Below are 23,988 nucleotides of genomic sequence, written 5' to 3' on the forward strand. Positions count from 1 at the left end.
TCATCAGGCCGGGTAGTCATAGTCATGATTGAATGAAGTACAAGTTGGACATGGAACCAGGGATTTTTTTGGCTTTTCCTAGTTTCAGGTACTCGTTGAAGTCGTGTGCAAGACAGTCTCTTTTGGTGAATCTCTTATATTTGCGCGGTAATTCGCATGCGTATATATACAGCCGCCAAGGATCGAAGCCGTCTATCCTGTCGTCAGGGCCGTAATCAAAGTCGATACATATTTCAGCTAGATAAACCCGGCAACCAATTCCATGTAGTTCGTAGGTTATATCATCGGTGACTGAGCCGCGTTGCGGGATTTTTTTGCTGCGCCAGAGCCTCAGAATATTCTTGGTCCCGAATGAGTGTTCGAGTAGATCTGTTACTTTTTTTACTTGCGCTAAATATTCAGTTATCAAGTTCTCTAAAGGCTGTTCTTTCATCGTCTTGGCCTATCCAATCTGTCAAGTCCCACTGTATTTGAAGCATCTATCACGTCTTGAAGGTTACTAAAGGCGCCTTTATGACTATCAATATCTTTGAACAGTCTTATGGTGACTGGAGTTCGTGTTCGCCTCGCCGCCGAAGCCCTATGGTGTCCGTCAACAATATAGCGTCGTTCGTTGTGTTCTACCACGTCAATGGGTTCATTTCTGTCGTACCCGCTGTCCCGCATGTTGCGGGAAATATTTTCAACCAGTTTAGTTGAGAATTTTCCTTCGATGCTGTGTGTTCGGTTTAAGGTTTCAGCATCAACTCCGTGAACTATCGGAGCAGATGGAAGCCCTTCGTCAACGTGGGCTTTTTGGATTGGGGGCTCAAAGCCTGTTTGTGGTTTGCAGCCATCGTCCCCGGGACAGGCACTCAATCCTGTCGGATCCACCCATCCGGTAGGGTTCGGTACGTACTGGTATGCATTGATCCCACCCGCCAACTTCACCGGGTCAGGCGTCAGATAGCGACCGATATCCGGATTGTAGTAGCGATGGCGGTTGTAGTGCAGCTCGCTTTCTTGATCGAAGTATTGGCCCTGGAAGCGCAGCGGGTTGTCGATTTTTCCGATGTCGAGACGGCTGATTTCTCCATAGGCGCGGTAATGGGCGGACCAGACGATTTCGCCATCGGCAGCGGTGAGTTCCTGCGGCGTACCAAGGTGGTCGAGTTGGTAGTGGTAGGGCTTGGCTTCCTTTGGACCAAAGCCTTCGAGCAAGGCTAGCGGACGGAAGCTGTCCGGTTCGTAGAGATAGCTGCGGTGACGGTCCTTGTGGTGTTCGGCGATGAGCTTGTCGCCTTGCCAGAAGAACTCGGTGGTTACACCGTCGACGGTTTTGCTGATGCGCCGCCCAAACGGGTCGTAGCGATAGCTGGCGGTCTGGCCGTTGGGTTTTTTAAGGCCGATCAGACGATGCTGGCAGTCGTAGCGATACTCGGTGACAAGGGCGTGACCTTTGCCACGCCGTTCGCGGATAAGGTTGCCGAAGGTGTCATAGTCGTAGTGATGGTCGCCCTGGATCATCAGGCGATTGCCCGCCACGATGTCGGGGCCGGGGCGGTTTTGCATCAGCAGGTTGCCGGTCGGGTCGTGGGCGAAGCGTTCTTGCTCGCCTTGGGAGTGGTCGGCGCGGGTGAGGCGGTTGAGTGGGTCGTAGTGGTAGTTATGTTCGCCTTTGCGGGTGTCGAGCAGGCGGGTGAGGTTGCCGGTGTTGTCGTAGTCGTAATGACGGCGGTACACCGGGCCTTCGGCATCGCCAATGTTTTGGTTGAACAGGCGTCCTTGGTCGTCGTGTTGGTAGTGGCTAAGCAGTGTTCCTTGCGCGCGTTGCTGTTCGCGTCCGGCGTGGAACAGGTGCGAGGTGAGAACGGTGCCGTTCAGGTCGACGGTGGCGAGGTGGCCGCCTTTGTCGTGTTTGAAGGTGAGGCGGTTGTTGTCCGGCAGGCGTAGGTTTTGCAGCTGACCGCAGGCGTCGTAGCCGTAGCGCAGGGTGCCCCAGCCCTGGTGTTCGGCGGTGAGGCGGTTTTGGCTGTCGTACTCGTAGGCCAGGGACCAGTGGCCGTCTTCGACGCTTACGAGGTTGCCCTGGCGGTCGTAGGTGTAATCGACGGTGTTGCTGTCGGGCAGGGTTTTTCTGATGAGGCGTCCGGCGTAATCGCGCTCGTAGCGGGTAACCAGCTGACTGCCATCATCACCGTGTTCGGTCTTTTCCCGAAGGTTGCCGTTGAGGTCGTAGAGGTAAGCCGTACGCTGGCCGTCAAAACCGATTTCCTGCTGGATCAGGCCGTTGCTGTGGTACTGGAGCCGGTAGGTTTCGCCCACCTCGTTTTCGATTTCGGTCAGCAACAAACGTACGTTGTCGTAGCGGTATTTGACCTGAGTGCCATCAGCATTGATGCGGCGGCTGATCAGGTGCAATCCGTCGGCGTATTCGTAGCGGGTGACGTGGCCCAGTTCATCGCGCTCGGAGGTGATTTTTCCGTAAGCGTTGTAGGTATATTTACGCGTGTCGCCGCTCGGCAAGACGATTTGAACTAACCGCCCAACGCCGTTCCACTCAAATTGTGTGAGCGAACCGTGCTCGTCTTCCTGGGTGATTTTTCGCCCGAGGTCGTCATAGCGATAACGCTTGACCCCGCCATTCGGCAACTGCTCCTCAAGCAACTGCCCACGCTCATTCCACACCAGCCGATGACAGCTGTGATCCGGGTACCACACCCCAACCAGCTGGCCGCATTTGTTGTAGCTGTAGTCAGTAGCATTGCCGTCTGGATCGATCTTGCGAATAACATCGCCCTGATCATTGCGCTCATACTTCCAAACCGCTTCCCCACGTCGCACAACCCGTACGAACCCGTTGTCATGCTCGTAGGACGTTGGCTCGTCATCCCCCGGAAACACCGCCACCAAACGCCCGGCTTCGTCGTACTGGTAGGCCGTGATCGCCCCCAGCGGATCCTGCTCAACCGTCAGCCGACCTTTGTCATCGTAGGACTTGAAGTGCTCGGCCCCATCCGGATCCACCCGCTGCACCAGCCGCGCCCGCTGGTCATGCACGTAGACTTCCCGGCTGCCATCGGCGTTAAACACCGTGACCTGGCCGTTGTCATCCCAGGCGTAGCGTGTGTCCATCTGCGAGAAACTGGCCCAATGCCGGACACACCGCGCCGTCTTGCCAGACTTTTCCCACTCCCAGAAGAAACTCGCCCCACCGGCCAAGCCACGTTCAAGAATGACGTGCTGCTCGTCGTACCGATAAACCTCGCTTTCGCCGACAGCATTGGTCGCTGAAACGAGTCGCCCAAGGTCGTCATAGGCGTAGGAAACAACCGTCTGCTCCGTCACCCAAACAAACGGCCCCTCATCCACGACGCGATGAATCTGATAGTCCACCGCCACGATCCGCCCCGAGGCATAGCGCAAACACAGCGAGCGCCCGACACCGTTATCCACCCGCTCAATGCGCCCCAGAAAATCCCGGGAAATGCGCAGCCGGTTGTCATACGCATCGCTGATCGCTGTCAGCACACCGTCGCGAAAGTGGTAGAACCGTGAGGCCTGAGCCAGCACCAACTCATCAGGCAATGAACCCAGATAGATCGCCGCTTCGGCCAGGCTGTTGGTGATCGCAGGTCGAGCAGCCGTCGGCAAGGGCAGGGTGGTCGAGCGATTCTCATGATCGGTCCACACCACCGAATCCCCGGAAACACTCAAGCGATGCGCCAGCGAGTGACTCCAGCCAAACCCCAACCCACCATCCACTTCCACCGCGCTGGTGCGATACAAGCGGGTCCACTCAAACGGCAGAACTCCGTCCAGCGCGCCATCGGTGAGGGTCAGCAGTTCTTCGCCCGTGACCATCGACACCGGGCAACCGTTAGTGGCTGTCTTGTCCGAAGGCGCCGCCGCATCCCCAGCCGGATTCTTCCCAACAGCCGGCACATCATCCACAGGCTCCGCTTGCTTCAGCACCGCGTTTTGCCGCGCCTTCCAGCGCATCTGCAGCCTGCCTTGCTTCAACCCACCAACCACCCCGCGAACCGCGACTGCCTTATAGCGATCCACGGCCTGCATAAACTTCGTCAGAATCCCCAAAAGCCCCCTGACAAAACCCACCGCCGCATCAAGAATCTGCCCGCCATACTTGACCAACCGCAGGCTCAAATACGCTACACCCGCCGCCGGTAGCGCGATGGTCAACACCACGCCAATCACCAGATCAATCAACAGCGACACCACAAAACCAGCCGCCATCTCAGCCATTACACCGGGCGGCAATGCGTCCAACCAGATCATCGCCGTGCGCAGCATCAGGAACAGCGCCGCCTCATCACTGGCCAGCAGCATCGCCTGTTCCATGACTTTGGGCGCATCGGTGGCGAGCTGCGCCAATTTGGCCGCTTCTGCGCCTAGCTGTTCGACGTACTTCAGCGGGTCATCAAGAATCGCCTGCACCAGCTTGATGCTGTCCCACACATCACGAATCGCCGCCCAACTGCCCGCCAGTAGGCCGCCGCCAATCGCGCTGGCGGTGGACTGCTCCCAGCGCGGTTTAAAATCCGACCACTGCGCCCGAAGCCACTGCTCCAGATCCCCGGTCAGCCCAGCGTAAGACGCAAACAACGCGTCCACTTGCTCGGCAGAGACGCCCCCCTGCACCCGCACTTGATAGCGCCCGCCCGCCGCGCAGTGGTGCGAACCCTTGCCCTGTTCATCCAGCATGACCACGGTGGAACTGCCATCATCCAGCCCGATCACCTCCACCGGGATGTTGCCGATCGGCACGTCATACACCGACTCGAACAGGCTCTCGATCTTCAGCTCGCCGCCCACCGGACACTGGGCCACGGTCGAAAAGTCAGCATCTGAAAGGCTTACCGAACGCTGCGAATTCCCCACCCGCAACACCCGATCCATCCCCAGCAGCGATGGCATGTCCAGCCCATGGCTCACCGAATCCAGCGCACGCGAATACCACGCGTCCATCTGCTGGCGATAAATCACCAGGCTCTGATGAAAGCCATCCAGTTCAAATTCGATAAGGTCGATGTGGGAAGCGTGGGTCATCCGTGACGTCTCGACAAAGGGCAAGGCGTCGGAGCATGCCGTAGCAAAAAGCGTCTGGATGAACGGTTGAGAAATTCAGAAAGGACCGACTAAAAACGGGAAAAATCCGCGAAAAACCAACTCAAAAGCCTACAAAAAAAAGCGATCAACCTGATTGCAGTATCGTTTCTCAAATAAAAATCGCTCTCATCCTTGCCCGGTTTCCCGACCTGACCGTCATGGTTAATAGAACCTCCCTTACGCAGGATTTCCCATGTCGCGCCTTGCTCGTCCCTTGCATCCACTGGCCTTGTCAGTGGCGATGGCTTTTGCCGCCGTGCCGTTGTTGACCGTCCAGTCCTCCTTCGCCGAAGAGAGCAGCACCGTGCGCAGCTTCTCGATTCCTGCCGGTGACTTGAGCCAGTCGCTCAATAGCCTGGCCGAGCAGGCGGGCCTGGTGCTGGCCTTTGATGCAAGCCTGACCCGTGGCAAGCGCAGCAAGGGTTTGAGCGGGCAATACGACACCGACGTGGCGCTGAACCAGTTGCTCGCCGGCAGCGGGTTGCAAGCCTTGAAGATCTCCGCCGAGCGCTACCGCCTGGAAGTCATCCCGGATAACGGCGGGGCCATGGAGTTGCAGGCCACCACCATCAGCGGCGCGTACCAGGCCGAAAGCCCGACCGGGCCGGTGTCCGGTTATGTGGCTACGCGCAGTTTGTCGGGCACCAAGACCGACACCGCGCTGATCGAAACCCCGCAGTCGATTTCCATCGTCACCAAAGACCAGATGCGCGCGCAGAACGCCGAGAGCCTCAACCAGATCCTGCGCTACAGCGCCGCCGTCATCCCGGAAACCCGTGGCGCCACCGCATCGCGTCTCGACCAGTTGACCATCCGTGGTTTCTCCCCGGCCACCTACCTCGACGGCCTGCGTATGCCATCGAGCCGTGACGCCTTACCGCAGAAAGATGCCTTCGACCTGGAGCGCGTGGAAGTGCTGCGCGGCCCGGCGTCGGTACTGTACGGGCAGGGCACGCCGAGCGGGGTGATCAACATGGTCAGCAAGCGTCCGCTGGACACACCGTTTCATGAAGTGGGTGTGGAGTACGGCACCTTCAACAAGAAGCGCACCACCTTTGACTTAAGCGGCCCGCTGGATGATCAGGGGGTGTATTCCTACCGCGTGGCCGGGCTTTTCGACGATGCCGATGGCCAGGTGGAGCACACCGAGACGCGCCGCCAGTCACTGTCGAGCACCTTTACCTGGCGCCCGGACGACGCCACTTCGCTGACCCTGCTCGGGCATTTCCAGAAGGACCCCAAAGGCGCGTCCTACGGCTCGATACCCGCCTGGGGCTCGGTACTGCACAGCCCGACCGGGCGCAGCATCGATGTGGATTTCTATGACGGCGAAAAGAATTTCGAGAAAAGTGACCGCGAGTACTACAGCATCGGCTGGGCGTTCGAGCATCACGTCGATGACGTGTGGACCGTGCGCCAGAATGCGCGTTACCTGCGCAGCGAAGGCCAATATCGCAGCCTCTATAGCAACTACCTGATGGCGGATTACCGCACCATCCGCCGCTCGACCATTGCCAGCGATGTCGACCTGGATGCCTACACCCTCGACAACCAGGTGCAGGCCAAATTTGACACCGGCCCGTTGCAGCACACCTTGTTGATGGGGCTCGATTACCAGAACACCAGCACCGACACCAAGTCCGGCTCGGGCGTGTACACCGCCGGCCCGACCCTGGATATTTTCAATCCGGTCTACGGTGCGGCCGTGCCGGTGCCGGCCTACACCACCGACGGCACTTCGCGCAGCGAGCAGACCGGTGTGTACCTGCAAGAACAGATGAAGTGGGACAAATGGGTCCTGTTGCTGGGCGGGCGCTATGACTGGGCCAGCACCGACAGCAGCACCAAGGCTATTCGCACCGGTGTCAAATCCGAGTCGTCCCTGGACAGCAAAGCCTTTACCGGTCGTATCGGCCTGGTCTACCTCTTCGACAATGGCCTGGCGCCGTATGCCAGCTACGCCGAGTCGTTCAACCCGCAGTCGGGCACCGGCTACGGCGGTTCGGTGTTCAAGCCGACCGAAGGCAAGCAGTATGAAATCGGCATCAAGTACCAGCCGCCAGGCAGCAACAGCTTTATCACGGCGGCGATCTTCGACCTGCGCCAGACCAACGTGTTGACCACCGACCCGGACCCCACCCACCTGTGTGGCACCGGGCGCTGCCAGAGCCAGGATGGCGAAGTGCAATCCCGTGGCTTTGAACTGGAAGGCAAAGCCAGTCTCAACGACAACCTGGATATCACTGCGGCCTACGCTTATCTGGACAACCGCATCAGCAAGTCCAACAACACCGTGCGGTATGCACCCATCAGCGACATCGGCGTAGGCCCGGCCATCGCCGCCGAAGGCACCACCACCTATGGCGTGCCGCGTCACACCGCCTCGGCTTGGGCCGACTATACCTTCCACGATGGCAAGCTCAAGGGCTTCGGTGCCGGCGTGGGTGCGCGGTATGTCGGGTCGTCCTGGGGTGATACCGCCAACACCTTGAAAGTGCCGGGCTACACCCTGTTCGATGCGGCCGTGCATTACGACATTCCAAACATCACCAGCCTCAAGGACAACCTGCGCCTGGCGCTCAATGCCACCAACCTGGCGAATAAAGAGTATGTCGCGTCCTGCTACTCCTATTCCTGGTGCTGGTATGGCTCGCAGCGTACCGTGCAGGCGAGCGCTACCTACCAGTGGTGAGGTAAGAAAAAAGCCTTGGCGAAAGGATTCGAGAGCAGCATCGCCAAGGCCGAAAAGGGCTAACGCTTGAGCGGCTCGATCCACTTGTTGACCAGCGGCGCCTGCCACTGCCCAAGCGCATCGAGCAGGGCGCCGGGGTTGTCCTCGACTATCAGCATCTGGTTGTGTTCGGCTTTCATGAAGCCTTCTTTCACAGCGTGCTCAAACAGGCTGCGCAGCGTCGCGAAGAAATTCGCGGTGTTCAGACAGGCCACGCCTTTGTGGTGCTCGCCCAACTGCGTCAATGTCATTGCTTCCAACACTTCTTTGAAGGTGCCGAGGCCACCAGGCAGGGCGATGAAAGCATCGGCCAGTTCGCTCATGCGGGCTTTGCGGCTACGCATGTCGTCCATGATTTCATAGCCGGTCAGCCCCGGATGCATGTGCCCAAGCTCATGCAGTAAACGGGTGATAACACCGATCACTTGGCCACCCTCGGCCAGTGCGCTGTCGGCAATCACCCCCATCAAGCCCCTGGCGCTGCCGCCGTAGACCAGGCGCATGCCACGTCGGGCGATTTCACGGCCGAGGGCTTTGGCGTCCTCGATGACCCAGGCGTCTTCGCGGCGAGCCCAGTCCAGCAGCTCCAACCGGCGCGGCAGGGACAGGGAAACACACAACGGGCTTTGGTGAGCGGGGGTGACGACCACGGCACGCGCGGCGCGCAGGTGTTGCACGCAGAGACCGTCTTGATCCACCGGCACCGCAATGGCGTTGATCTGCAAGTAGTCCAGCAATGGCCGCGGGGCTCAAGGTAACCCTCGGCGGTGAGCAGTGCGTAAGTGCTGTCGATGGTCCCGCGCGCCAGCCCCAGTTCCTTGGCCAGCGCCCGCGCCGCCGGGACGCGTTCGCCTGGCTTGAGCAGGCCCTCGGCGATGGCGCTGCGAAAACGCCAGTAGAGTTGGCGGTAGATCGGCTCAGCGGAGTCGGGGTCCGGGGGGGGGGCAGGGTGTGCATGAGGTGTCCATCTCCAGTTCACGGCTGGCCTCACTGTAACTGCCTGATGCCCCATACCCAAGTGCCATAACCGCATCAGTTGCTAGGCCATCATGGCTCAGTATCGGACGCTGATTACGCAGCGACCGCCGTCGAGTTCAGCGCCAAGGAACTTGCCGACCTGACCTATGGCATTGCCTTGATGAACGCCTTCAACCGCCTCGGTATCACGTTCCGAACCACGCCTGCGGCGGCGAGCTGAAACATCGCGCAATAAGGCAATTTAATGGCCCCTCTAGAACCAAATCCTCGCCAGAATCGCTTTTATTTTCAGGTGGTTAGGTGAGGATGCAAATGCGCACTGTTGGAATCATGCTGATCGCCTGCTCCCTGGCCGGCGGCGCAACTGCTGTGCAGGCACGGGAGCTGCGCGAGGGTGACAAGTACATGTGCAGTTGGGGCGCCGGCACCGCCGCCAGGGCCCAGGAACTCAAGCTGTCGGGGGTATCGCTGTACGCGGCGCGGCAGAAGATCCAGAGCATGAAGTTCAACAAATCCTGGATGCGCATGATGGCCATGGGCATCACCGAACAGACTTATGACAGCCGTTCGCGGCTCAAGCCCGAGGCGATTCGCCAGGGTTTCTATCAGGACTGCGTGCGCTACAAAGTCGCTCGCAAATGACTGTTTAACGCGATAGCGGCGGGCTGGCATCTTCCTGGGCACAAGCACCGGCCAGTGCAAAAGCTGCGTAAGCCTGTCCAACTTCGGCTTGACGCTCCTCGCCATACTGGCGCCAGGTAAACGACGAGGTACACGCCATGACTGATTACGTTTTCACCCCAGCGCCAACCCCGAGCCTCGCTGTACAGGACAGTGATGCGCGCTTTGCGCTGCGCCGTGTGTTCTGCGTGGGCCGCAACTACAGTGAGCACGCCCGGGAGATGGGGCACGACCCGGACCGCGAACCGCCGTTCTTCTTCATGAAGCCGGCGGATGCCGTGGTACCGGCCGAAGGTGTGATCGCTTATCCGCCGCTGACCGCCGACCTGCATCACGAAGTTGAACTGGTTGTAGCCATTGGCAAGGGCGGGGTGGACATCAGCCCGGCACAGGCGTTTTCCCACATTTGGGGGTATGGCGTCGGTATCGATCTGACTCGACGTGACCTGCAAGCCGAGGCGAAAAAGTTGTCACGTCCGTGGGATTGGGCAAAGGCTTTTGATGAATCCGCGCCGACTACCGCGCTGCAGCCGGTAAGCGCAGTAGGGCACCCCGCCAGTGGAAAAATCTGGCTCAAGGTCAATGGTGAACAGCGCCAGGTGGGCGACCTGGCCGACCTGATCTGGTCCGTCAGCGAAGTCATCAGCCATGCCTCCAAAGCCGTCGCGCTCAAGGCGGGCGACCTGATCTTCACCGGCACTCCCGCAGGCGTCGGCGCATTGCAACCGGGCGACGTAGTCACCGCCGGCATCGACGGCATTGGCGAGTTGCATTTCACCCTCGGCCAGGGTTGAGGCTACAGTGGTGCCCAGGCCACCCGAGAGACCGATATGCCAGGCACCCGAGTCACCACTTACGGCATGCAACAACGCAGCGACCGCCCTGACTTCTACATCCGCGACAAGCGCGGGCGGGCGGCGCTGACCAGCCCTCATCGCCATGAGTATTTCCAGATCCAGATCAACCTCGGTGGCGACACCGTGCAGCATATCGGCGGCGCGGTGCGGCCGTTTCCACGTAAGGCGCTGGCGTTTATCCTGCCTCATCGGTTGCATGTGATTCCCCATCCCGAGGATGGCGAATTCCTGCTGATCAACTTCAGCCAGGCGTTTTTCCTGCCGCAACTGACCTGCGATCCCTTGGACCTGGAGGATATTCCCATCGGTCAGGCGCCGGAGCTTTCGCCGTTTCGCTTCCAGGAACAGCTGGATTTCATCCTTGATGACGCCGCTTTTGCCCAGGTGCTAACCTGGCTCGCGCATATGCGCGAACTCGATGCCCATCGCACCTTCGGTGCCCGTGAACGCCTTAAGGGCTACCTGTTTCAACTGGTCGGCCTGATCTGTGAGCAATACGCCGAACCCTTGCAAGCTTTTGCCGCCAACCATGCCACGCGGCGCGGGCGCAAGGATGCGTTGGCGCGGGTGCAGGCCTACATCCGCGAGCACCTGCATGAACCGACACTCAACCTTACGGATACGGCGGCCGCGGCGTTCCTGTCCCCCAACTACCTCACTCACCTGTTGCGCAAGGAAACCGGCAAACCCTTTTCGCAGCTGGTGCTCGACCGTCGCCTGCAGTTGGCGCGCACGTTGTTGCTCAACAGTGCACAGATGATTGGCACGATCGCCCACCGCTGCGGCTTCACCGATGAAGCGTACTTTTCCCGTTGCTTCCGCAAGGCCCATGGCCTGGCGCCAGGTCAATTCCGTCGCCAACAGCATGGCGAGCCCTTGTAACCGGGCTGATTTACAAATCCACGACAATCGCGATGTGTCGATTTGCATACAATTGCGGCCTTCATGAGGGAGGTTCGTATGCAGACGCTCATTCGCGCGGCGACGCAGGACGATGTGGAAACACTCTTCGCTATTCGCACCTCGGTGGTGCAAAACCATTTGAGTGTTGAGCAAATGGCAGATCTGGGCATTACGCCGCAGATGTTGGCCGACAGCATCCGCGCAGCGCCTTGCGTATGGATCGCAGAGGTGGATGGCCTGCCCGTGGCGTTCAATATGGTCGACCTGGCTGAAGGCGAGGTGTTCGCGATGTTCGTGTTGCCGACCCACGAAAACCTGGGCCTGGGCCGTCAACTGATGGCAGTGGCCGAGGCTGCGCTGTTTGAACACCATGACAGGCTGTTTCTGATCACCGACGGCCGCGATGAAATACGTGCCAATGGGTTTTATCAGCGATTGGGCTGGGTCTTGGCCGGCCAGGCCGACGGCGATGACGTGCGATACGAGAAGAGCAGGGTGCAATAACGTCATGAACCCACCTGAGCCGTCGTCTTCCCACAGCTTTCGCTTTTTTGTACTCGGAGTGCTCTGCGCAGCAGTGTTACTGGGCCTTTATTTTGTTCAGCTCAACGCCCAGGTCGACCGCGAGCGGGAAGCCGCCAATGAGCGCCTGGCACTGTGCAGGCAAGTGGAAAGTGTGGGGCGTTCGGTGCTGCCCAACAGTTTGGAAACACAGGACGCTTGCAAGCAATTGAATGGGCATCTCTCCAACAGTGTGACGCCGCCCTAATTCAATGACCCTTGTTTATAAATGGAAATGTAATGATAGTTGCACCAAAAAGTGGCATCTATATGCTTCGCTACCTTAAAAAAAGTTTGGTTATTGAACGACTTACAGCATTTTTAATCCGACGAAAGGATTAAAATAATCTTGTTACAGCTTTTTACAATCGTTATTATAGCCAGGCGTTCACCTCCCACGGTTTATGCATTTTTAAATCCCAAGTTTCCATCAGCTACTTGGGATTTTTTTTGCCCGTAATTTGACCTCTGCGACAAACCCCAGCATCGGACTATCGGTTTCACGATACGCGTACCGACGCCCAGGCTGAGGGTCAGCAAGTGTGATACCGCCAGGAAACCATGCGCGATCCGCGGCTGGCGGATCAGGCGCAGGCACCGTTGCGCCACGGGTTTGCGGCGGTAGGCTAGCCGTTGACGGTGTGGCTCGGCGTATCGAGCGCGCCGTAATAGCGCCAACAGCAATGGCGGTGTTCCGGCACAATCACACAGCCGCTGAGGCTGACGATCAGTAGTGCGACAACCAGCATGTAAAGTCGGCGGGACATGGTGTTTCCTCTTGGGTTGATCAGCGTTAATCCTTCAACGTTGCCAACTGCGTAAATCTGTCGCGAAGCTTTCAAACATTTCATCAAGCCCCGTCATTCCCCGCGCAATACTGCCCCGTAAATAATCTTCGCGTTCTGCGACGGATTTTTCGACACGCCCCGTTCAACCCATCAGCAACCTGCACTTTCGCGTGTTGCATGAAGGAGTTGCCATGAGACCCCTGGCCAAATTGCGCTATGCCTTGCTTGCTCCGCTGGCTCTCGCCGCGTTTGTCAGCACCCCCACCTTTGCCCAGACCGAAATCATCATCCGTCAGGCACCGCCACCAGAGCGCGTGGAAATGATCCCCGCGGAACGCCCAGGTTACGCCTGGGACCGCGGGCACTGGCGCTGGGAAGGTCGCGGCTACGGCTGGGTGCCAGGCCATTGGCAACCGGTGATGCGCAACGCCCGCTGGGAACCCGGCCATTGGGAGGCCCACGGTCCCAACTGGTACTGGCGTGAAGGGCATTGGATTCGCTGACCGAGAATTGCCCGATTGAAAGACACTGATCCGGACGTTGAACTGCTCGCACGCATCGGCAACAACGAACCTGCGGCCGTCAACGAAATGGTGACGCGCAAACTGCCGCGTCTGCTGGCGCTCGCCAGCCGGATCCTGGGGGATGCCGATGAGGCCAGGGATGTGGCCCAGGAAAGCTTCCTGCGCATCTGGCGTCATGCGTCCACGTGGCGCAGTGGCGAGGCGCGTTTCGACACCTGGCTGCACCGGGTGGCGCTCAACCTCTGCCATGACCGGTTGCGTCGGCGCAAAGAACGTCCTTTGAACGAAGAGGAGGTGCTGGCGCTGGCGGACAGCTCACCGTCTGCGGACGAGCAATTGGAAACCGCCGACCGTAACGCCCGCATGGCCGCCGCGTTGGCGGCGTTGCCCGAGCGCCAGCGCGAGGCGATTGTGTTGCAGTATTACCAGGAGCTGTCGAACATCGACGCCGCGGCCCTGATGAATATCAGCGTCGAGGCACTGGAGAGCCTGCTGTCGCGGGCCCGACGCCAGTTGCGCAGCCAACTTGCCGATACACCCGGGCTCGCCCGCCCAGGAAGGGGAAAACCATGACACCGGAACGATTTGCTTATTTGGCCGACGCCTACGGGGCCGATCTACAGCGTTGGCCTTTGGCGGAGCGCGGCGCGGCCCAGGTGCTGCTCGACAGCGGTAATGCCAGTGCGCGCGAAGCATTGCACGCCGCTGGCTGGCTGGATGCCCAACTGGACAGCCATCAACTGGCCTTTCTCGACCCGGCACTGGCCCGGCAGATCCGCCGGTCTGCGCCGCGTCGCGCGTCGTTCTGGTCGCGTTATGCCGGTTGGTTGTCGCCTGCAGGGCTGGTGGGCGTGGGCATTGCCGGCGTCGTCACCGGCATGTTGGTGGCGTCCATGAGCGTGCCGTTGCCGATGGTGTCCGCCGAGGTGTTGCCCAGTGTGTTTGATCAGGGCGATGCGCAGGTCATCTTTTCCGTCAACGCCGAGGACACCGAGCAATGAGCGCCCAATCCCTGAAACCGTGGTTGCTGGTCTCGGTGTTGCTCAATGTGTTTTTGATCGGCGGGGTAGGCGGGGGACTTTACCACTGGATGGCGAGTGCCAAGCCTGTGGAGGCCGTGGTCAATCAGCATGGGTTGCGGCAGGCGATGGTCAAGCTGCCGCCGGAGCGGCGTCGGGAGTTGCGCCAGTTGTTGCGCCATAACCGTGCCGATAGTCAGCCGCTTGTGATGGCGGGGCGGGAGGCGCGGTTGGGGGTGATCAAGCAACTGGAGGCGCCGACGCTGGACCGCGATGTGCTGGTGGCGGAGCTGGCCAAGGCGCGGGAGGCGGATATGGCGTTGCGGGCGTTGGTGGATTCAACCGTGGCGCAGTTTGCCAGTTCTTTGTCTCGGGAGGAGCGGCGGAAGTTGGTGGAGGCGTTGTATTTGCGGGGGCAGGCGGTAGGGGGTAAGCCTCGGTCTTGACCTTGTGACAAGGGAGCTTGCTCCCGTGGCGGTCTTAAGGTCGGCCTTGGGGCGGTGGCTAAACCGGCATCCCTGCCGGTTTCCCCCCCCAAAAAAAATCCCTGCCGAATTCCGGCCGGCGTGTTTGACGGGGCGCCTGAGATCAAGATCAAAAGCCAGAGCACGGCGGTGTAGTAGCCGACCTGAGTGGTTAGATCAAACGCCACAAAGGGGAAAGGGGGCGCTCAGAGCGATTTGCCCACCAACACTTCCTGCTTCCGCCCCGCACTGTTCACATTCACCGTACGAGCGAAACTCACGCCATTTTCTTTGAATTCACACAGCACCCGATCCCGAAACGCCGTCTGCGGATAGATCCAGGTCATTTCCAATGTCTTCTCATTCAACCAGCGCGCACCTGCGACGATCTGCGCATCCTTGAATTCATACCCATGGTGCAGCGCACGGCCGGGCATGCTGGTGAAGCCGTTGAGCCAATGGTTGATGCCGACCTGCACGCGGTGAGTCGCCTGGCTGTCGGTCAGCTCGAAGGTCAAGACATCACCCGCAAACTCGAACGATAACTGACGCACGCCGAGTCCGTTCTGTGCTACGGAAAATACGCGCTTCGCATCTTCCGGCGCCGCGCAGTCCGAGGCCAACGAAGGTCGTTCGGCCATGCGTGCCAACCGCTGCTCCAGCCGCGCATCGGCCTCGGGTTTCGCGCTGCAATCCTCACCAAACACCGCCGGAAAATACCGCTCGATATGCGGCACGATTTCCGCCGAGTTTTTCATCCCGCCCACCAGCACCAGCGTCGCGTTGTGTTCGCGATACACCGCCGCCATCTGCACAAACACGCCCAATGCACTGAACGCCGGTCGCGGTTTCATCATCCAGTGGTAGCCGTAACGGCTGTCCGGCCCGCCTTGGGGTTGGGTGGCGGCGCGGACCCAGGCGGTCGGCAATACTTGTCGCCCATTCCATAGTCCATCCTGGGCATGCAGCACCGCCAGTTTCAGCGCCGCCGACACGGGGGCGGTGAGGCCGTTGCCGCCGGGGTTCACGCCGTCCGGGCCGATGTCCCAGGTTTCATTGTGAATATCCAAGGGGATGAACAGGCGCGGCTTGAGGTATTCGTGCAGGGTTTGGCCGGTGACGCGGTTGATCAGCGCCGAGAGCATGTAGCTGGCGGCGCTGGTGTAGACGTACTCGGTGCCCGGCGCGTGGGCCAGAGGAATCTTGAAGAATTCAGCTATCCAACTGGTGGTGATGCCGCGCCACACGGAGCCGGAGGTGTTGCTGGCGTGGCCGGTGCGCATGGTCAGCAGGTGTTCGACGGTCATGTCGGCCAGGCGTGGGTTGGCTTCGGCTGGCACTTCGTCGGGGAAGAAGTCGACCAGGCGGTCGTCCAGCCTGAGCAAGCCCTCTGCGATAGCCAGGCCGATGGCGCAGCCGGTGAAGCTCTTGGCCATGGAGTGCAGCACGCGTGGCTCATTGGGGTCTACCGGCCAGGTCCAGCCTTCGGCGACCACGTGGCCGTGGCGGTGCAGCATGAAGCCGTGCAGGTCGAGGCCGGCGGCCTTGACCTCGTCGAGAAACGCGATCAAACGGTCGGGGTCAACGCCGACACCGCTGGCGCTGGCGCGGGGCAAACCATCGTAGGAAGTCAGGGGCATGAAAACGCTCGGCAAGAAGGTGGATCAACGGCTGCGATGCACCAATCGGGAATAGGAAATCAGCATGCTGGTGAGCTCTTGGCAGACGCCGGTGAGGGGCGCGGAGCGGCGGCTGATCAGGCACACATCACGGGGTGCCAGGGGTTCTTCGATGGCAATGGTGGTGAGTGCGCTGGAAAACAGCTTCATCCCCGGCAGCATGCGCGGCTCGATGGTCAGGTAGTCGGTTTCCGAGACGATGTGCAGGGTTTCCAGCAGCGAGTCGGTGGTGATGGCGATCTTCGGCGGCGCCAGGCCCTGGGTGCGGAACAGCTGGACCAGGCGATTTTCCGCGCCGCCGATCACGCCGGTGGAGCGCACGCTGATCCATTGGCAATCCACCAGTTCCTGGACCGATCTGGCCTGGGCCAACGGGTGTCCCTTGCGTGCAATGATGCCGGCGTTGGAACTGTAGAGGCGGTCGATGGACAGGTCGATGTCGGTGACATTCGGGGCCAGCGGGCACAGCACGAAATCCAGGCGACCATCGCGGACCTTTTCCACCAGGCCCTTGGTGGTGCCGCTGGCGACATGCACCTGGATGCGCGGGAAGCGCTGGGTGAAGTTGCTCAGCACCGGCACCAGCAGTTCGGCGAGGGGCTCGGAGGTCACGCCCAGGTCGATATGGCCCTCGGGCTCGCCTTTCCAGGGTTGCAGGTCGAGCAAGGCGCGCTCGCAATCGAGGGTAATGGAGCGGGCGCGCACCAGGAACACTTCGCCGGCCGACGTCAGGTTGATGCCTTGGTTCGAGCGTTGCAGCAGTACCACACCGAGTTCTTTTTCCAAGGTCTGGATCGATTGGGTCAAGGTGCTTTGCGCTACGTCCAATTGGCGCGCGGCAGAGCGGAAACTGCCTTTTTCGACCACGGCACAGAATGCACGAAGATGGGTGAGTGTCATGAAGGACTGCCTCAGGTTGCAGCATTTAAACCATTGAATGACCGCCAGCTTATCTGATGACTATCGGTGCGCACAGATCGGTTACGCCGATCAGGTTCGCTATTTTTGAACATGCGCAAACGGCTCCAGCCCCTGATTTTTCGGTAGGCTGGGGACAGGTCACGACGGACTTGGCAGGTGATCGGAAAAGCCGAGCCTGATCACTTGGAGCGTTCTTCTCAAGCTTGCCGCGTGGAGAATAAGATCGGTTCAGGAACATTCGCCAACCGTGAAGGCGATTAAAACAACAACAACTATCCAGGTGTTCGGCCGTGCCTCTCTTTGGGTCCTGCCAGCGTCCGAACCCCATGCGTAAGGAACATTTAAGGTGCAGCTATCCATGAACAAGACTTTAATCCTGGCAGGCGCTTTGTCTGCGGCGCTGGTGGGCACTGCCCACGCCGAAAGTGTGTTGAAGGTGGCCCTCAACGCTGATATCCGCAGCACCGACCCGGGTGTGAACCGCGACACCAACTCCGACGCGGTGATCATGCACATCACCGAAGGGCTGGTAGCCTTCCGTGAAGACGCCACCGTCGGCCCGCTGCTGGCCAAGGACGTGCAGGTGTCCGACGACGGCCTGCGCTACACCTTCCACCTGCGCGACGGAGTGAAGTTCCAGAATGGCAAGGCGCTGACCTCCGCTGACGTGCTGTGGACCTGGAAGCGCTTCCTCGACCCCAAGACCCAATGGCGCTGCGCACCTGAATTCGATGACCATGGCGGCGCCAAGATCGTCGACATGAGCGCCCCGGACCCACTCACCGTGGTGTTCACCCTCGACAAGCCCAACGGCCTGTTCCTCACCAGCACTGCGCTGCCTGAGTGTGGCGGCAGCGGCATCTTGTCTGCAGACTCGCTCAACGCCGATGGCAGCTGGAAAGCCCCGGTCGGCACCGGCCCGTTCCAACTGGGCGAGTGGAAGCCCGGCCAATATGTCGAGCTGCTGCGTAACCCCAATTACACCGCTCGCGACGAGAAAGAGCCCGACGGCTACACCGGTAACAAGACCGCCCACGTGGACCGCGTACGCCTGCTGGTGATCCCGGACCCGGCGGCCGCCAAAGCTGCGCTGCTGTCGAAAAACGTCGACCTGCTGATCGACGTCACCCCGCTGGACGCCACCGAACTGGCCGCCAACCCCGGCGTGCGCGTGACCTCCAGCGGCACTATGTCGGTCAACGCCTTGCTGTTCCAGACTCGCGACCCGCTGCTCAAGGATGTGCGCCTGCGCCAGGCCATCGCCCATGCCCTGGACTCGGCGCAAATCGTCGAGGCGCTCACCGGCGGCCGTTCCAAGGCCAACAATTCGATGGTTGCCAGCGGCAGCCATTACCACACCGCCGTCGAAGACCAGGGCTTCACGTTCGACCCGACCAGGACCGCAAAACTGCTGCGCGAGGCTGGCTACAAAGGTGAGCCCATCAAGCTGATCGTGAACAAGCGCTATGCGGCGATCTTTGATATGGGCGTGTTCGTGCAGGCCATGGCCAAGGCCAGCGGCATCAACCTGGAACTGGAAACCCTGGAGTGGGGCACGCAGCTTGAGCGCTACCAGAGCGGCAACTACCAGATGATGGCTTTCCCGTACTCCGAACGCCTCGACCCGGCCCTGAGCTTCGACTCGATGACCGGCGACAAGGACAAGGAATCACGCAAGGTCTGGGACAACCCCCAGGCCCGCGAATGGCTGCGTGAAGCCCAGCGCGAAGGCGACATCACCAAGCGCCAGACGCTGTTCGATCAACTGCACCAGCAGATGATCAAGGACGTGCCGATGATCCCGATGTACAACGGCAACGCGATTGCCGCCAGCCGTGACTACGTCAAGGGCCTGCGCACCTGGCCGGTGTCCAAGCCGCGCCTGTGGACCGTCAGCGTTCCAGCCGCCGGGAGCAATTAAGGATGTTTCGTTTTATCTCCCAACGCCTGGCGATGTCGATTCCGACCTTGCTGCTGATCTCGCTGATGGTGTTCGCGATCATCCGCCTGGTGCCGGGTGATCCTGCACTGCTGATGCTTGGCGACATGGCCGACGCGCACAGCCTGGAAGTCGCACGGGCGTCCCTGGGACTGGACCAGCCGTTGCCGGTGCAGTTCGTGATCTGGCTCAAGGCGGTGCTCAGCGGCGACCTTGGGCACTCGATCACTACCAATGAGGCGGTGTTGCCGCTGATCCTGGACCGGTTCCAGGTGAGTGCGGGAATTGTCTTGGTGTCGGTGTTGTTGGCGGCGTTGATTGCGGTACCGGCGGGCTTGCTGTCGGCCTGGAAGCAGGACAGTGCGCTGGACTTCGGCGTGGTGTCGACCGCCACGTTGTTGCTGTCGATCCCCAGTTTCTGGCTCGGTTTGCTGCTGTTGTATGCGTTCGGCATCAAGCTTGGCTGGTTGCCGGTGGTGGGTTATGTGTCATTCGGCCAATCGCCGTGGCAGGCCCTGAGTTTCATTGTGCTGCCGATTGTCACCCTGACATTGGTGGAGCTGGGTGCGATCACGCGGATGGCGCGGGCCAGTGCGATTGAAGTGCTGCGCCTGGAGTACATCACCCATGCGCGGGCCAAAGGCTTGTCGGAGCGTGCGGTGCTGTGGCGCCATGCGCTGCGCAACTCATTTGCACCGACCCTGACCCTGATCGGGCTGATCCTCGGCAACCTGCTCAGCGGCATCGCCGTGCTGGAAACCGTGTTCACCCTACCGGGTATCGGCCGGCTGATGGTCGACGCCATCTACGCCCGGGACTACCCGGTGCTGCAAGGCTGCCTGCTGCTGGTGACCTTTGTTTATGTGCTGGTCAACCTGTTGGTCGACCTGCTGTACCCGCTCTTCGACCCCAGGGTTAAGTTATGAATAAGCCACTGCCTGTTGCACCCGAGGTGCTGTTGCCCGCACCGGTGCGTGCCCCCAGGGGCTGGCGCGTGCCGCCGTTGAATGCGTTGATCGGTGCGGTTTTGTTGGGCTTGCTGTTGATCATGGCCGCACTCGGCCTGGTGTGGACGCCCCATGACCCGCTGGCGCTAAACCTGCTGGCGCGCTTGCAGGCACCGACCGCCGCGCACTGGCTGGGCACCGATGAATACGGCCGCGATGTCTTGAGTCGCTTGATGATCGGCGCACACACCAGCCTGTGGGTGAGTGTGCTGACGGTGAGCATGGCGATTATCGCCGGCACCTTTCTCGGCTTGCTGGCCGGTTTCCTGCGCGGCTGGGTCGACCGTGGCCTGATGATGATCAACGACGCGCTGCTGGCGTTCCCCGGCATCCTGCTGGCCCTGGGCTTGATGGCGATCATCGGCCCGAGCCTGTACGGCATCGTGTTCGCCCTGAGCCTGGCCTACACGCCGTCGGTGGTGCGCGTGGTGCGCGGCACGGTGCTGTCGCTGCGGGAAAAAGAGTTTGTCGAAGCTTCGCGGGTGATCGGCAACTCCGAGCTGTACACCATGCTGCGCCACATCGCGCCGAACTGCGTGGCGCCGGTGTGTGTGCTGGCCACCAGTATGTTCGGCTGGGCAATCCTTGCGGAGAGTTCGTTGAGTTTCCTCGGCCTGGGCGTACCGCCACCGGCGGCGACCTGGGGCAACATGCTCGCGGCCAGCCGGCCGTACATCGCCACGGCCAGTTGGCTGGGGCTGTTTCCCGGTGTCTGCATCGCCATGGCGTTGCTGGCGTTCAACCTGTGTGGCGATGCCTTGCGTGACCGCCTTGATCCACGGATGAGTAAATGAGCATGACTGACGTACTTTTGGCCGTCGATCACCTGAAAATCCGCATTGGCGCCCACGGCCCGCTGGCGGTCAACGACCTGAGCTTTACCATCGCTCCCGGCGAAATCGTCGCCTTGGTGGGTGAGTCCGGCAGCGGCAAGACCATGGCCGCCCGGGCCGCCATCGGCCTGTTGCCGCCACCGCTGGAACACTGCGGCGGCCAGGTGCGTTTCCAGGGGCACGACCTTAACAGCCTCAAGCCCGAGCAACTGCGCGAGCTGCGTGGGGCCAAGATCGGCATGGTGTTCCAGGAACCGATGGTGTCGCTGAACCCGTCCATGAGCATTGGCGAGCAAATGGCCGAGGGCCTGCGCTTGCACACCAAGCTGACGGATGCGCAGATCCGCGAACGCAGCCTGGAGATGCTCGGCCATATCGGCATCAAGGATGCCGAGCGTTGCCTGTCGGCGTTTCCCCACGAGTTCTCCGGCGGCATGCGCCAACGCATCATGCTCGCCTCGGTGATGTTGCTGCGCCCGGCGCTGCTGATCGCCGACGAGCCCACCACGGCGCTGGATTGCCTGGCACAGCTGGACGTATTGAAGCTGATGCTCGACCTCACTCGCGAGCAGGGCACGGCGATTCTGTTCATCAGCCATGACCTATCCCTGGTGGCGCGCTACGCCCACAAGGTGGTGGTGATGCGTGAAGGCCGCGCGGTGGAGCAGGGCACCATCGAGCAGATCCTGCTGGCACCCAAGGCCGAGTATACCCGGCAGTTGCTGGAGGCCTTGCCGCGTCGCGGGGTACTGGCGGCCTTGCCCCAGGCCGACGGTCCGCTGCTGAGGGTCAAGGACCTATGCATCGAACACCCCGGCCCGCGCAGCCTGTGGGGCCGCACCGCGTTCAAACGCGTGGTGCACTCGGCCAACCTCACCATCGCACCGGGAGAAACCCTGGCGCTGGTGGGCGGCAGCGGTTCGGGCAAGACCACCCTGGGGCGCGCGATTGTCGGCTTGAACAAAGCCTGTGCCGGCGCCATCGAGTTTGAAGGCGTGGACATTCTCAAGTCCGGCAACCGCGAGCATCGCCTGCAATGCCAGATGATTTTCCAAGACCCGTATTCATCCCTCGACCCGCGCATGAAGATTGGCGAGATCCTCGCTGAGCCGCTGCGCCACATGCCGGGCATGAGTGCCGAGCAGAAGCGTGAACGGGTCACCAAGACTTTGCTGGACATCGGCTTGGCCGAACAGTTTGTCGACCGCTTCCCGCACCAGCTCTCCGGTGGTCAGCGCCAGCGTGTCGCCATTGGCCGCGCACTGGTGCGTCACCCACGGCTGGTGATCGCCGACGAGCCGATCTCGGCGTTGGACATGACCATCCAGAAGCAGATTCTGGAACTGTTCGAACGCCTGCAGGCGCAGTACGGCTTTGCCTGCCTGTTCATCTCCCACGACCTGGCGGCGGTGGAGCGCATTGCTCACCGGGTCGCGGTAATGAGCGAGGGCAGGGTGGTGGAAATGGGCGCCCGCGATGAGATCTTCGACCGCCCGCAACACCCTTACACCCGCAAGTTGCTGGCCGCCGCCAGCCCTTTGGAGAAACTTGAAAATGGTGGCTACCGCATCCGCCAAGGCCCCGTACCGCTAGCGCTGTAACCCAGGACTGACATCACCCGCCGCGCAAATCCCGGATTTGCGCGAACGGCGAAGCCATGTCCGAAGAACAATAAAAACCCCCAACCATGACACTGCCAGGAGCTTAAAAAAATGAAAAAATCCCTGACTCAATTCATCATCGGCGTTGGCGTCGTGAGCAGCGGGATAATCCCGTTCGCCGCCCATGCTGACTTCATCAAGGACAGCAGCGGTACGCTGGAATTGAAGAACTACTACTTCAATCGTGACTACCGCGAAGAAGCCAGCCAGTCGGTGCGTGCCGAATGGGCCCAAGGCTTTCTGCTGGGGATCAAGTCGGGCTTTACCGACGGCACCGTGGGCTTTGGCCTGGATGCCATGGGCATGCTCGGCTTGAAACTCGACTCCAGCCCGGATAAGTCCGGCACCGGCTTGCTACAGCGTGACAGCGACAAGCGCGCTTCCGACAGCTACTCCAAACTCGGGGTGACCGCCAAGGCACGCTTGGCCAAGAGCGAACTGCGCGTGGGCTATCTCGTGCCGGACCTGCCGACCCTGCAACCCAACACCAGCCGCCTGTTCCCGCAATCTTTCAGCGGTACGCAACTGGTGTCCAACGACATCAGCAACCTCAAGATCAGCCTCGGCCAGCTGGACCAGGCCAAGGACCGTGACTCCACCAACTACGAAGACATGAAGCTGACCACCATCAGCAAGGTCTACAAAAGTACGGCCTTGAGCGACCAGTTCCGCTTCGCCGGTGGTGATTATTCGCTGACCCCGAACACCTTGCTCAGCTACCACTATGCCGAGCTGGACAGCATCTACCACCAGCAATACGGCGGCTTCAAGAACAGCTTCGGCCTGGGGCCGGGCAACCTGAAGACCGACGTGCGCTATTTCAAGGCCGACAAGGACGGCGCTGGCCTCGCGGGTGATGTCGATAACCGCGCCTTGAGTACACGCCTGACCTACCAGTATGGCGGCCATAGCATCGGCGGCGGTTTCCAGCGGCAGTTCGGCACCACGCCGTTCACCTATCTGGATGGATCCATCAGCTACCTGTTCACCGAGTACCAGTTCACCAACTTCACCCAGACCAAGGAGCGCGCCTGGCACGCGCGCTACGACTACAACTTCGCCGACCTGGGCCTGCCGGGCCTGTTGTTCGGGATCAAGTACGCCAAGGGGGATTCGGCTGAAGTGATCGGCTTCAACGGCGAAGGCCGTGAATGGGAGCGCGACGTGGACATCAGCTACGTGGTGCAGACCGGCCCGTTCAAGGGGGTGTCGATGCGTTGGCGCAACGCCCTGGCCAAGGGCAACTTCTACAACGACGTCAACGAAAACCGCGTGCTGCTGGGCTATACCCTGGCGCTCTGGTAACCACGGGCGGGGCGGCCTGGGCTGATCG

The 23,988-nt window shown here is 60.7% G+C and carries 22 protein-coding genes and 2 pseudogenes; 16 read left to right on the forward strand and 8 right to left on the reverse strand.

Features of this window, described 5'->3' with window-relative positions; translation table 11 throughout:
• Window positions 1-22 precede the first annotated feature (22 nt).
• Together LVW35_RS11670 and LVW35_RS11675 are read right to left on the reverse strand one after the other, a co-directional pair.
• Window positions 23-433, reverse strand: coding sequence for a DUF6896 domain-containing protein (locus LVW35_RS11670; protein ID WP_233895633.1), 411 nt, complete (start codon window positions 431-433; stop codon window positions 23-25).
• Window positions 430-5,049, reverse strand: a complete 4,620-nt coding sequence (locus LVW35_RS11675; protein ID WP_233895634.1) for an RHS repeat-associated core domain-containing protein — start codon at window positions 5,047-5,049, stop codon at window positions 430-432. The genes LVW35_RS11670 and LVW35_RS11675 overlap by 4 nt, the downstream gene beginning before the upstream one ends.
• A gap of 253 nt (window positions 5,050-5,302) precedes the next feature.
• Here LVW35_RS11675 and LVW35_RS11680 point away from each other — a divergent pair, with 253 nt between their 5' ends.
• Window positions 5,303-7,801 carry a TonB-dependent siderophore receptor gene (locus LVW35_RS11680; protein WP_233895635.1) on the forward strand — a complete coding sequence of 833 codons (2,499 nt, stop codon included), beginning with the start codon at window positions 5,303-5,305 and terminating at the stop codon, window positions 7,799-7,801.
• A gap of 59 nt (window positions 7,802-7,860) precedes the next feature.
• Here the strand turns inward: LVW35_RS11680 and LVW35_RS29135 are convergent, their stop codons facing one another.
• A complete protein-coding gene (locus tag LVW35_RS29135) occupies window positions 7,861-8,388 on the reverse strand; it encodes a TIGR00730 family Rossman fold protein (RefSeq protein ID WP_442799674.1) in 528 nt (175 codons plus the stop codon).
• Window positions 8,380-8,852 (reverse strand): annotated as a pseudogene (locus LVW35_RS29140) (GntR family transcriptional regulator); the annotation flags it as partial. The pseudogene LVW35_RS29140 and the gene LVW35_RS29135, both read right to left, overlap by 9 nt.
• 24 nt (window positions 8,853-8,876) lie before the next feature.
• On the opposite strand from LVW35_RS29140, the gene LVW35_RS11690 reads away from it, so the two are divergent.
• The 6 genes from LVW35_RS11690 to LVW35_RS11715 all read left to right on the forward strand — a co-directional run bounded on the left by LVW35_RS11690 (window position 8,877) and on the right by LVW35_RS11715 (window position 12,028).
• On the forward strand, window positions 8,877-9,038 hold the full coding sequence (locus tag LVW35_RS11690; RefSeq protein WP_442799646.1) for a hypothetical protein: 162 nt from the start codon (window positions 8,877-8,879) through the stop codon (window positions 9,036-9,038).
• Window positions 9,039-9,130: 92 nt separating this feature from the next.
• On the forward strand, window positions 9,131-9,460 hold the full coding sequence (locus LVW35_RS11695; protein ID WP_233895637.1) for a hypothetical protein: 330 nt from the start codon (window positions 9,131-9,133) through the stop codon (window positions 9,458-9,460).
• A 137-nt stretch (window positions 9,461-9,597) separates the two neighbouring features.
• Window positions 9,598-10,293, forward strand: coding sequence for a fumarylacetoacetate hydrolase family protein (locus tag LVW35_RS11700; RefSeq protein ID WP_233895638.1), 696 nt, complete (start codon window positions 9,598-9,600; stop codon window positions 10,291-10,293).
• Window positions 10,294-10,329: 36 nt separating this feature from the next.
• The gene (locus tag LVW35_RS11705; protein WP_233895639.1) at window positions 10,330-11,238 is read left to right on the forward strand and encodes a helix-turn-helix transcriptional regulator; all 909 of its coding nucleotides are present in this window, start codon (window positions 10,330-10,332) and stop codon (window positions 11,236-11,238) included.
• 78 nt (window positions 11,239-11,316) lie between these two features.
• Window positions 11,317-11,763, forward strand: a complete 447-nt coding sequence (locus LVW35_RS11710; protein WP_233895640.1) for a GNAT family N-acetyltransferase — start codon at window positions 11,317-11,319, stop codon at window positions 11,761-11,763.
• Between the two features lie 4 nt (window positions 11,764-11,767).
• Entirely contained in the window at window positions 11,768-12,028 is a 261-nt protein-coding gene (locus LVW35_RS11715) for a hypothetical protein (RefSeq protein ID WP_233895641.1), read from the forward strand.
• A gap of 255 nt (window positions 12,029-12,283) precedes the next feature.
• Here LVW35_RS11715 and LVW35_RS11720 read toward each other — a convergent pair.
• Both LVW35_RS11720 and LVW35_RS11725 read right to left on the reverse strand, forming a co-directional pair.
• Window positions 12,284-12,432, reverse strand: a pseudogene (locus LVW35_RS11720) (sensor domain-containing diguanylate cyclase); the annotation flags it as partial.
• A 14-nt stretch (window positions 12,433-12,446) separates the two neighbouring features.
• Window positions 12,447-12,587 carry a cytochrome c biogenesis protein ResB gene (locus tag LVW35_RS11725; RefSeq protein ID WP_233895642.1) on the reverse strand — a complete coding sequence of 47 codons (141 nt, stop codon included), beginning with the start codon at window positions 12,585-12,587 and terminating at the stop codon, window positions 12,447-12,449.
• 212 nt (window positions 12,588-12,799) lie between these two features.
• Here LVW35_RS11725 and LVW35_RS11730 point away from each other — a divergent pair, with 212 nt between their 5' ends.
• Genes LVW35_RS11730 through LVW35_RS11745 form a run of 4 tightly spaced genes read left to right on the forward strand, consistent with a single transcriptional unit; the run spans window position 12,800 to window position 14,597 of the window.
• The gene (locus LVW35_RS11730; protein WP_233895643.1) at window positions 12,800-13,111 is read left to right on the forward strand and encodes a YXWGXW repeat-containing protein; all 312 of its coding nucleotides are present in this window, start codon (window positions 12,800-12,802) and stop codon (window positions 13,109-13,111) included.
• 15 nt (window positions 13,112-13,126) lie between these two features.
• Entirely contained in the window at window positions 13,127-13,705 is a 579-nt protein-coding gene (locus LVW35_RS11735; protein WP_233895644.1) for an RNA polymerase sigma factor, read from the forward strand.
• A complete protein-coding gene (locus tag LVW35_RS11740; protein WP_233895645.1) occupies window positions 13,702-14,133 on the forward strand; it encodes a hypothetical protein in 432 nt (143 codons plus the stop codon). Before LVW35_RS11735 ends, LVW35_RS11740 begins: the two co-directional genes overlap by 4 nt.
• The gene (locus LVW35_RS11745; RefSeq protein ID WP_233895647.1) at window positions 14,130-14,597 is read left to right on the forward strand and encodes a periplasmic heavy metal sensor; all 468 of its coding nucleotides are present in this window, start codon (window positions 14,130-14,132) and stop codon (window positions 14,595-14,597) included. Before LVW35_RS11740 ends, LVW35_RS11745 begins: the two co-directional genes overlap by 4 nt.
• Before the next feature lie 224 nt (window positions 14,598-14,821).
• Here LVW35_RS11745 and LVW35_RS11750 read toward each other — a convergent pair whose 3' ends face one another.
• Both LVW35_RS11750 and LVW35_RS11755 read right to left on the reverse strand, forming a co-directional pair.
• Entirely contained in the window at window positions 14,822-16,255 is a 1,434-nt protein-coding gene (locus LVW35_RS11750; RefSeq protein ID WP_233895649.1) for a serine hydrolase domain-containing protein, read from the reverse strand.
• 24 nt (window positions 16,256-16,279) lie between these two features.
• A complete protein-coding gene (locus LVW35_RS11755; protein ID WP_233895651.1) occupies window positions 16,280-17,194 on the reverse strand; it encodes a LysR substrate-binding domain-containing protein in 915 nt (304 codons plus the stop codon).
• A 379-nt stretch (window positions 17,195-17,573) separates the two neighbouring features.
• Here LVW35_RS11755 and LVW35_RS11760 point away from each other — a divergent pair, with 379 nt between their 5' ends.
• From LVW35_RS11760 to LVW35_RS11780, 5 genes are all read left to right on the forward strand, one after another.
• A complete protein-coding gene (locus tag LVW35_RS11760) occupies window positions 17,574-19,136 on the forward strand; it encodes an ABC transporter substrate-binding protein (protein WP_233895652.1) in 1,563 nt (520 codons plus the stop codon).
• A 2-nt stretch (window positions 19,137-19,138) separates the two neighbouring features.
• Window positions 19,139-20,080, forward strand: a complete 942-nt coding sequence (locus LVW35_RS11765; protein ID WP_233895654.1) for an ABC transporter permease — start codon at window positions 19,139-19,141, stop codon at window positions 20,078-20,080.
• Window positions 20,077-20,955 (forward strand): ABC transporter permease, encoded by an 879-nt coding sequence (locus tag LVW35_RS11770; protein ID WP_233895656.1) that lies wholly within the window; start codon window positions 20,077-20,079, stop codon window positions 20,953-20,955. Before LVW35_RS11765 ends, LVW35_RS11770 begins: the two co-directional genes overlap by 4 nt.
• Window positions 20,952-22,595 carry an ABC transporter ATP-binding protein gene (locus LVW35_RS11775; RefSeq protein WP_233895658.1) on the forward strand — a complete coding sequence of 548 codons (1,644 nt, stop codon included), beginning with the start codon at window positions 20,952-20,954 and terminating at the stop codon, window positions 22,593-22,595. Before LVW35_RS11770 ends, LVW35_RS11775 begins: the two co-directional genes overlap by 4 nt.
• Window positions 22,596-22,706: 111 nt before the next feature.
• Window positions 22,707-23,960 carry an OprD family porin gene (locus tag LVW35_RS11780; protein ID WP_233895659.1) on the forward strand — a complete coding sequence of 418 codons (1,254 nt, stop codon included), beginning with the start codon at window positions 22,707-22,709 and terminating at the stop codon, window positions 23,958-23,960.
• Window positions 23,961-23,988: the final 28 nt, after the last annotated feature.

Origin of the sequence: Pseudomonas sp. HN11 (genome assembly GCF_021390155.1) — a bacterium.
Taxonomy (GTDB): Bacteria; Pseudomonadota; Gammaproteobacteria; order Pseudomonadales; family Pseudomonadaceae; genus Aquipseudomonas.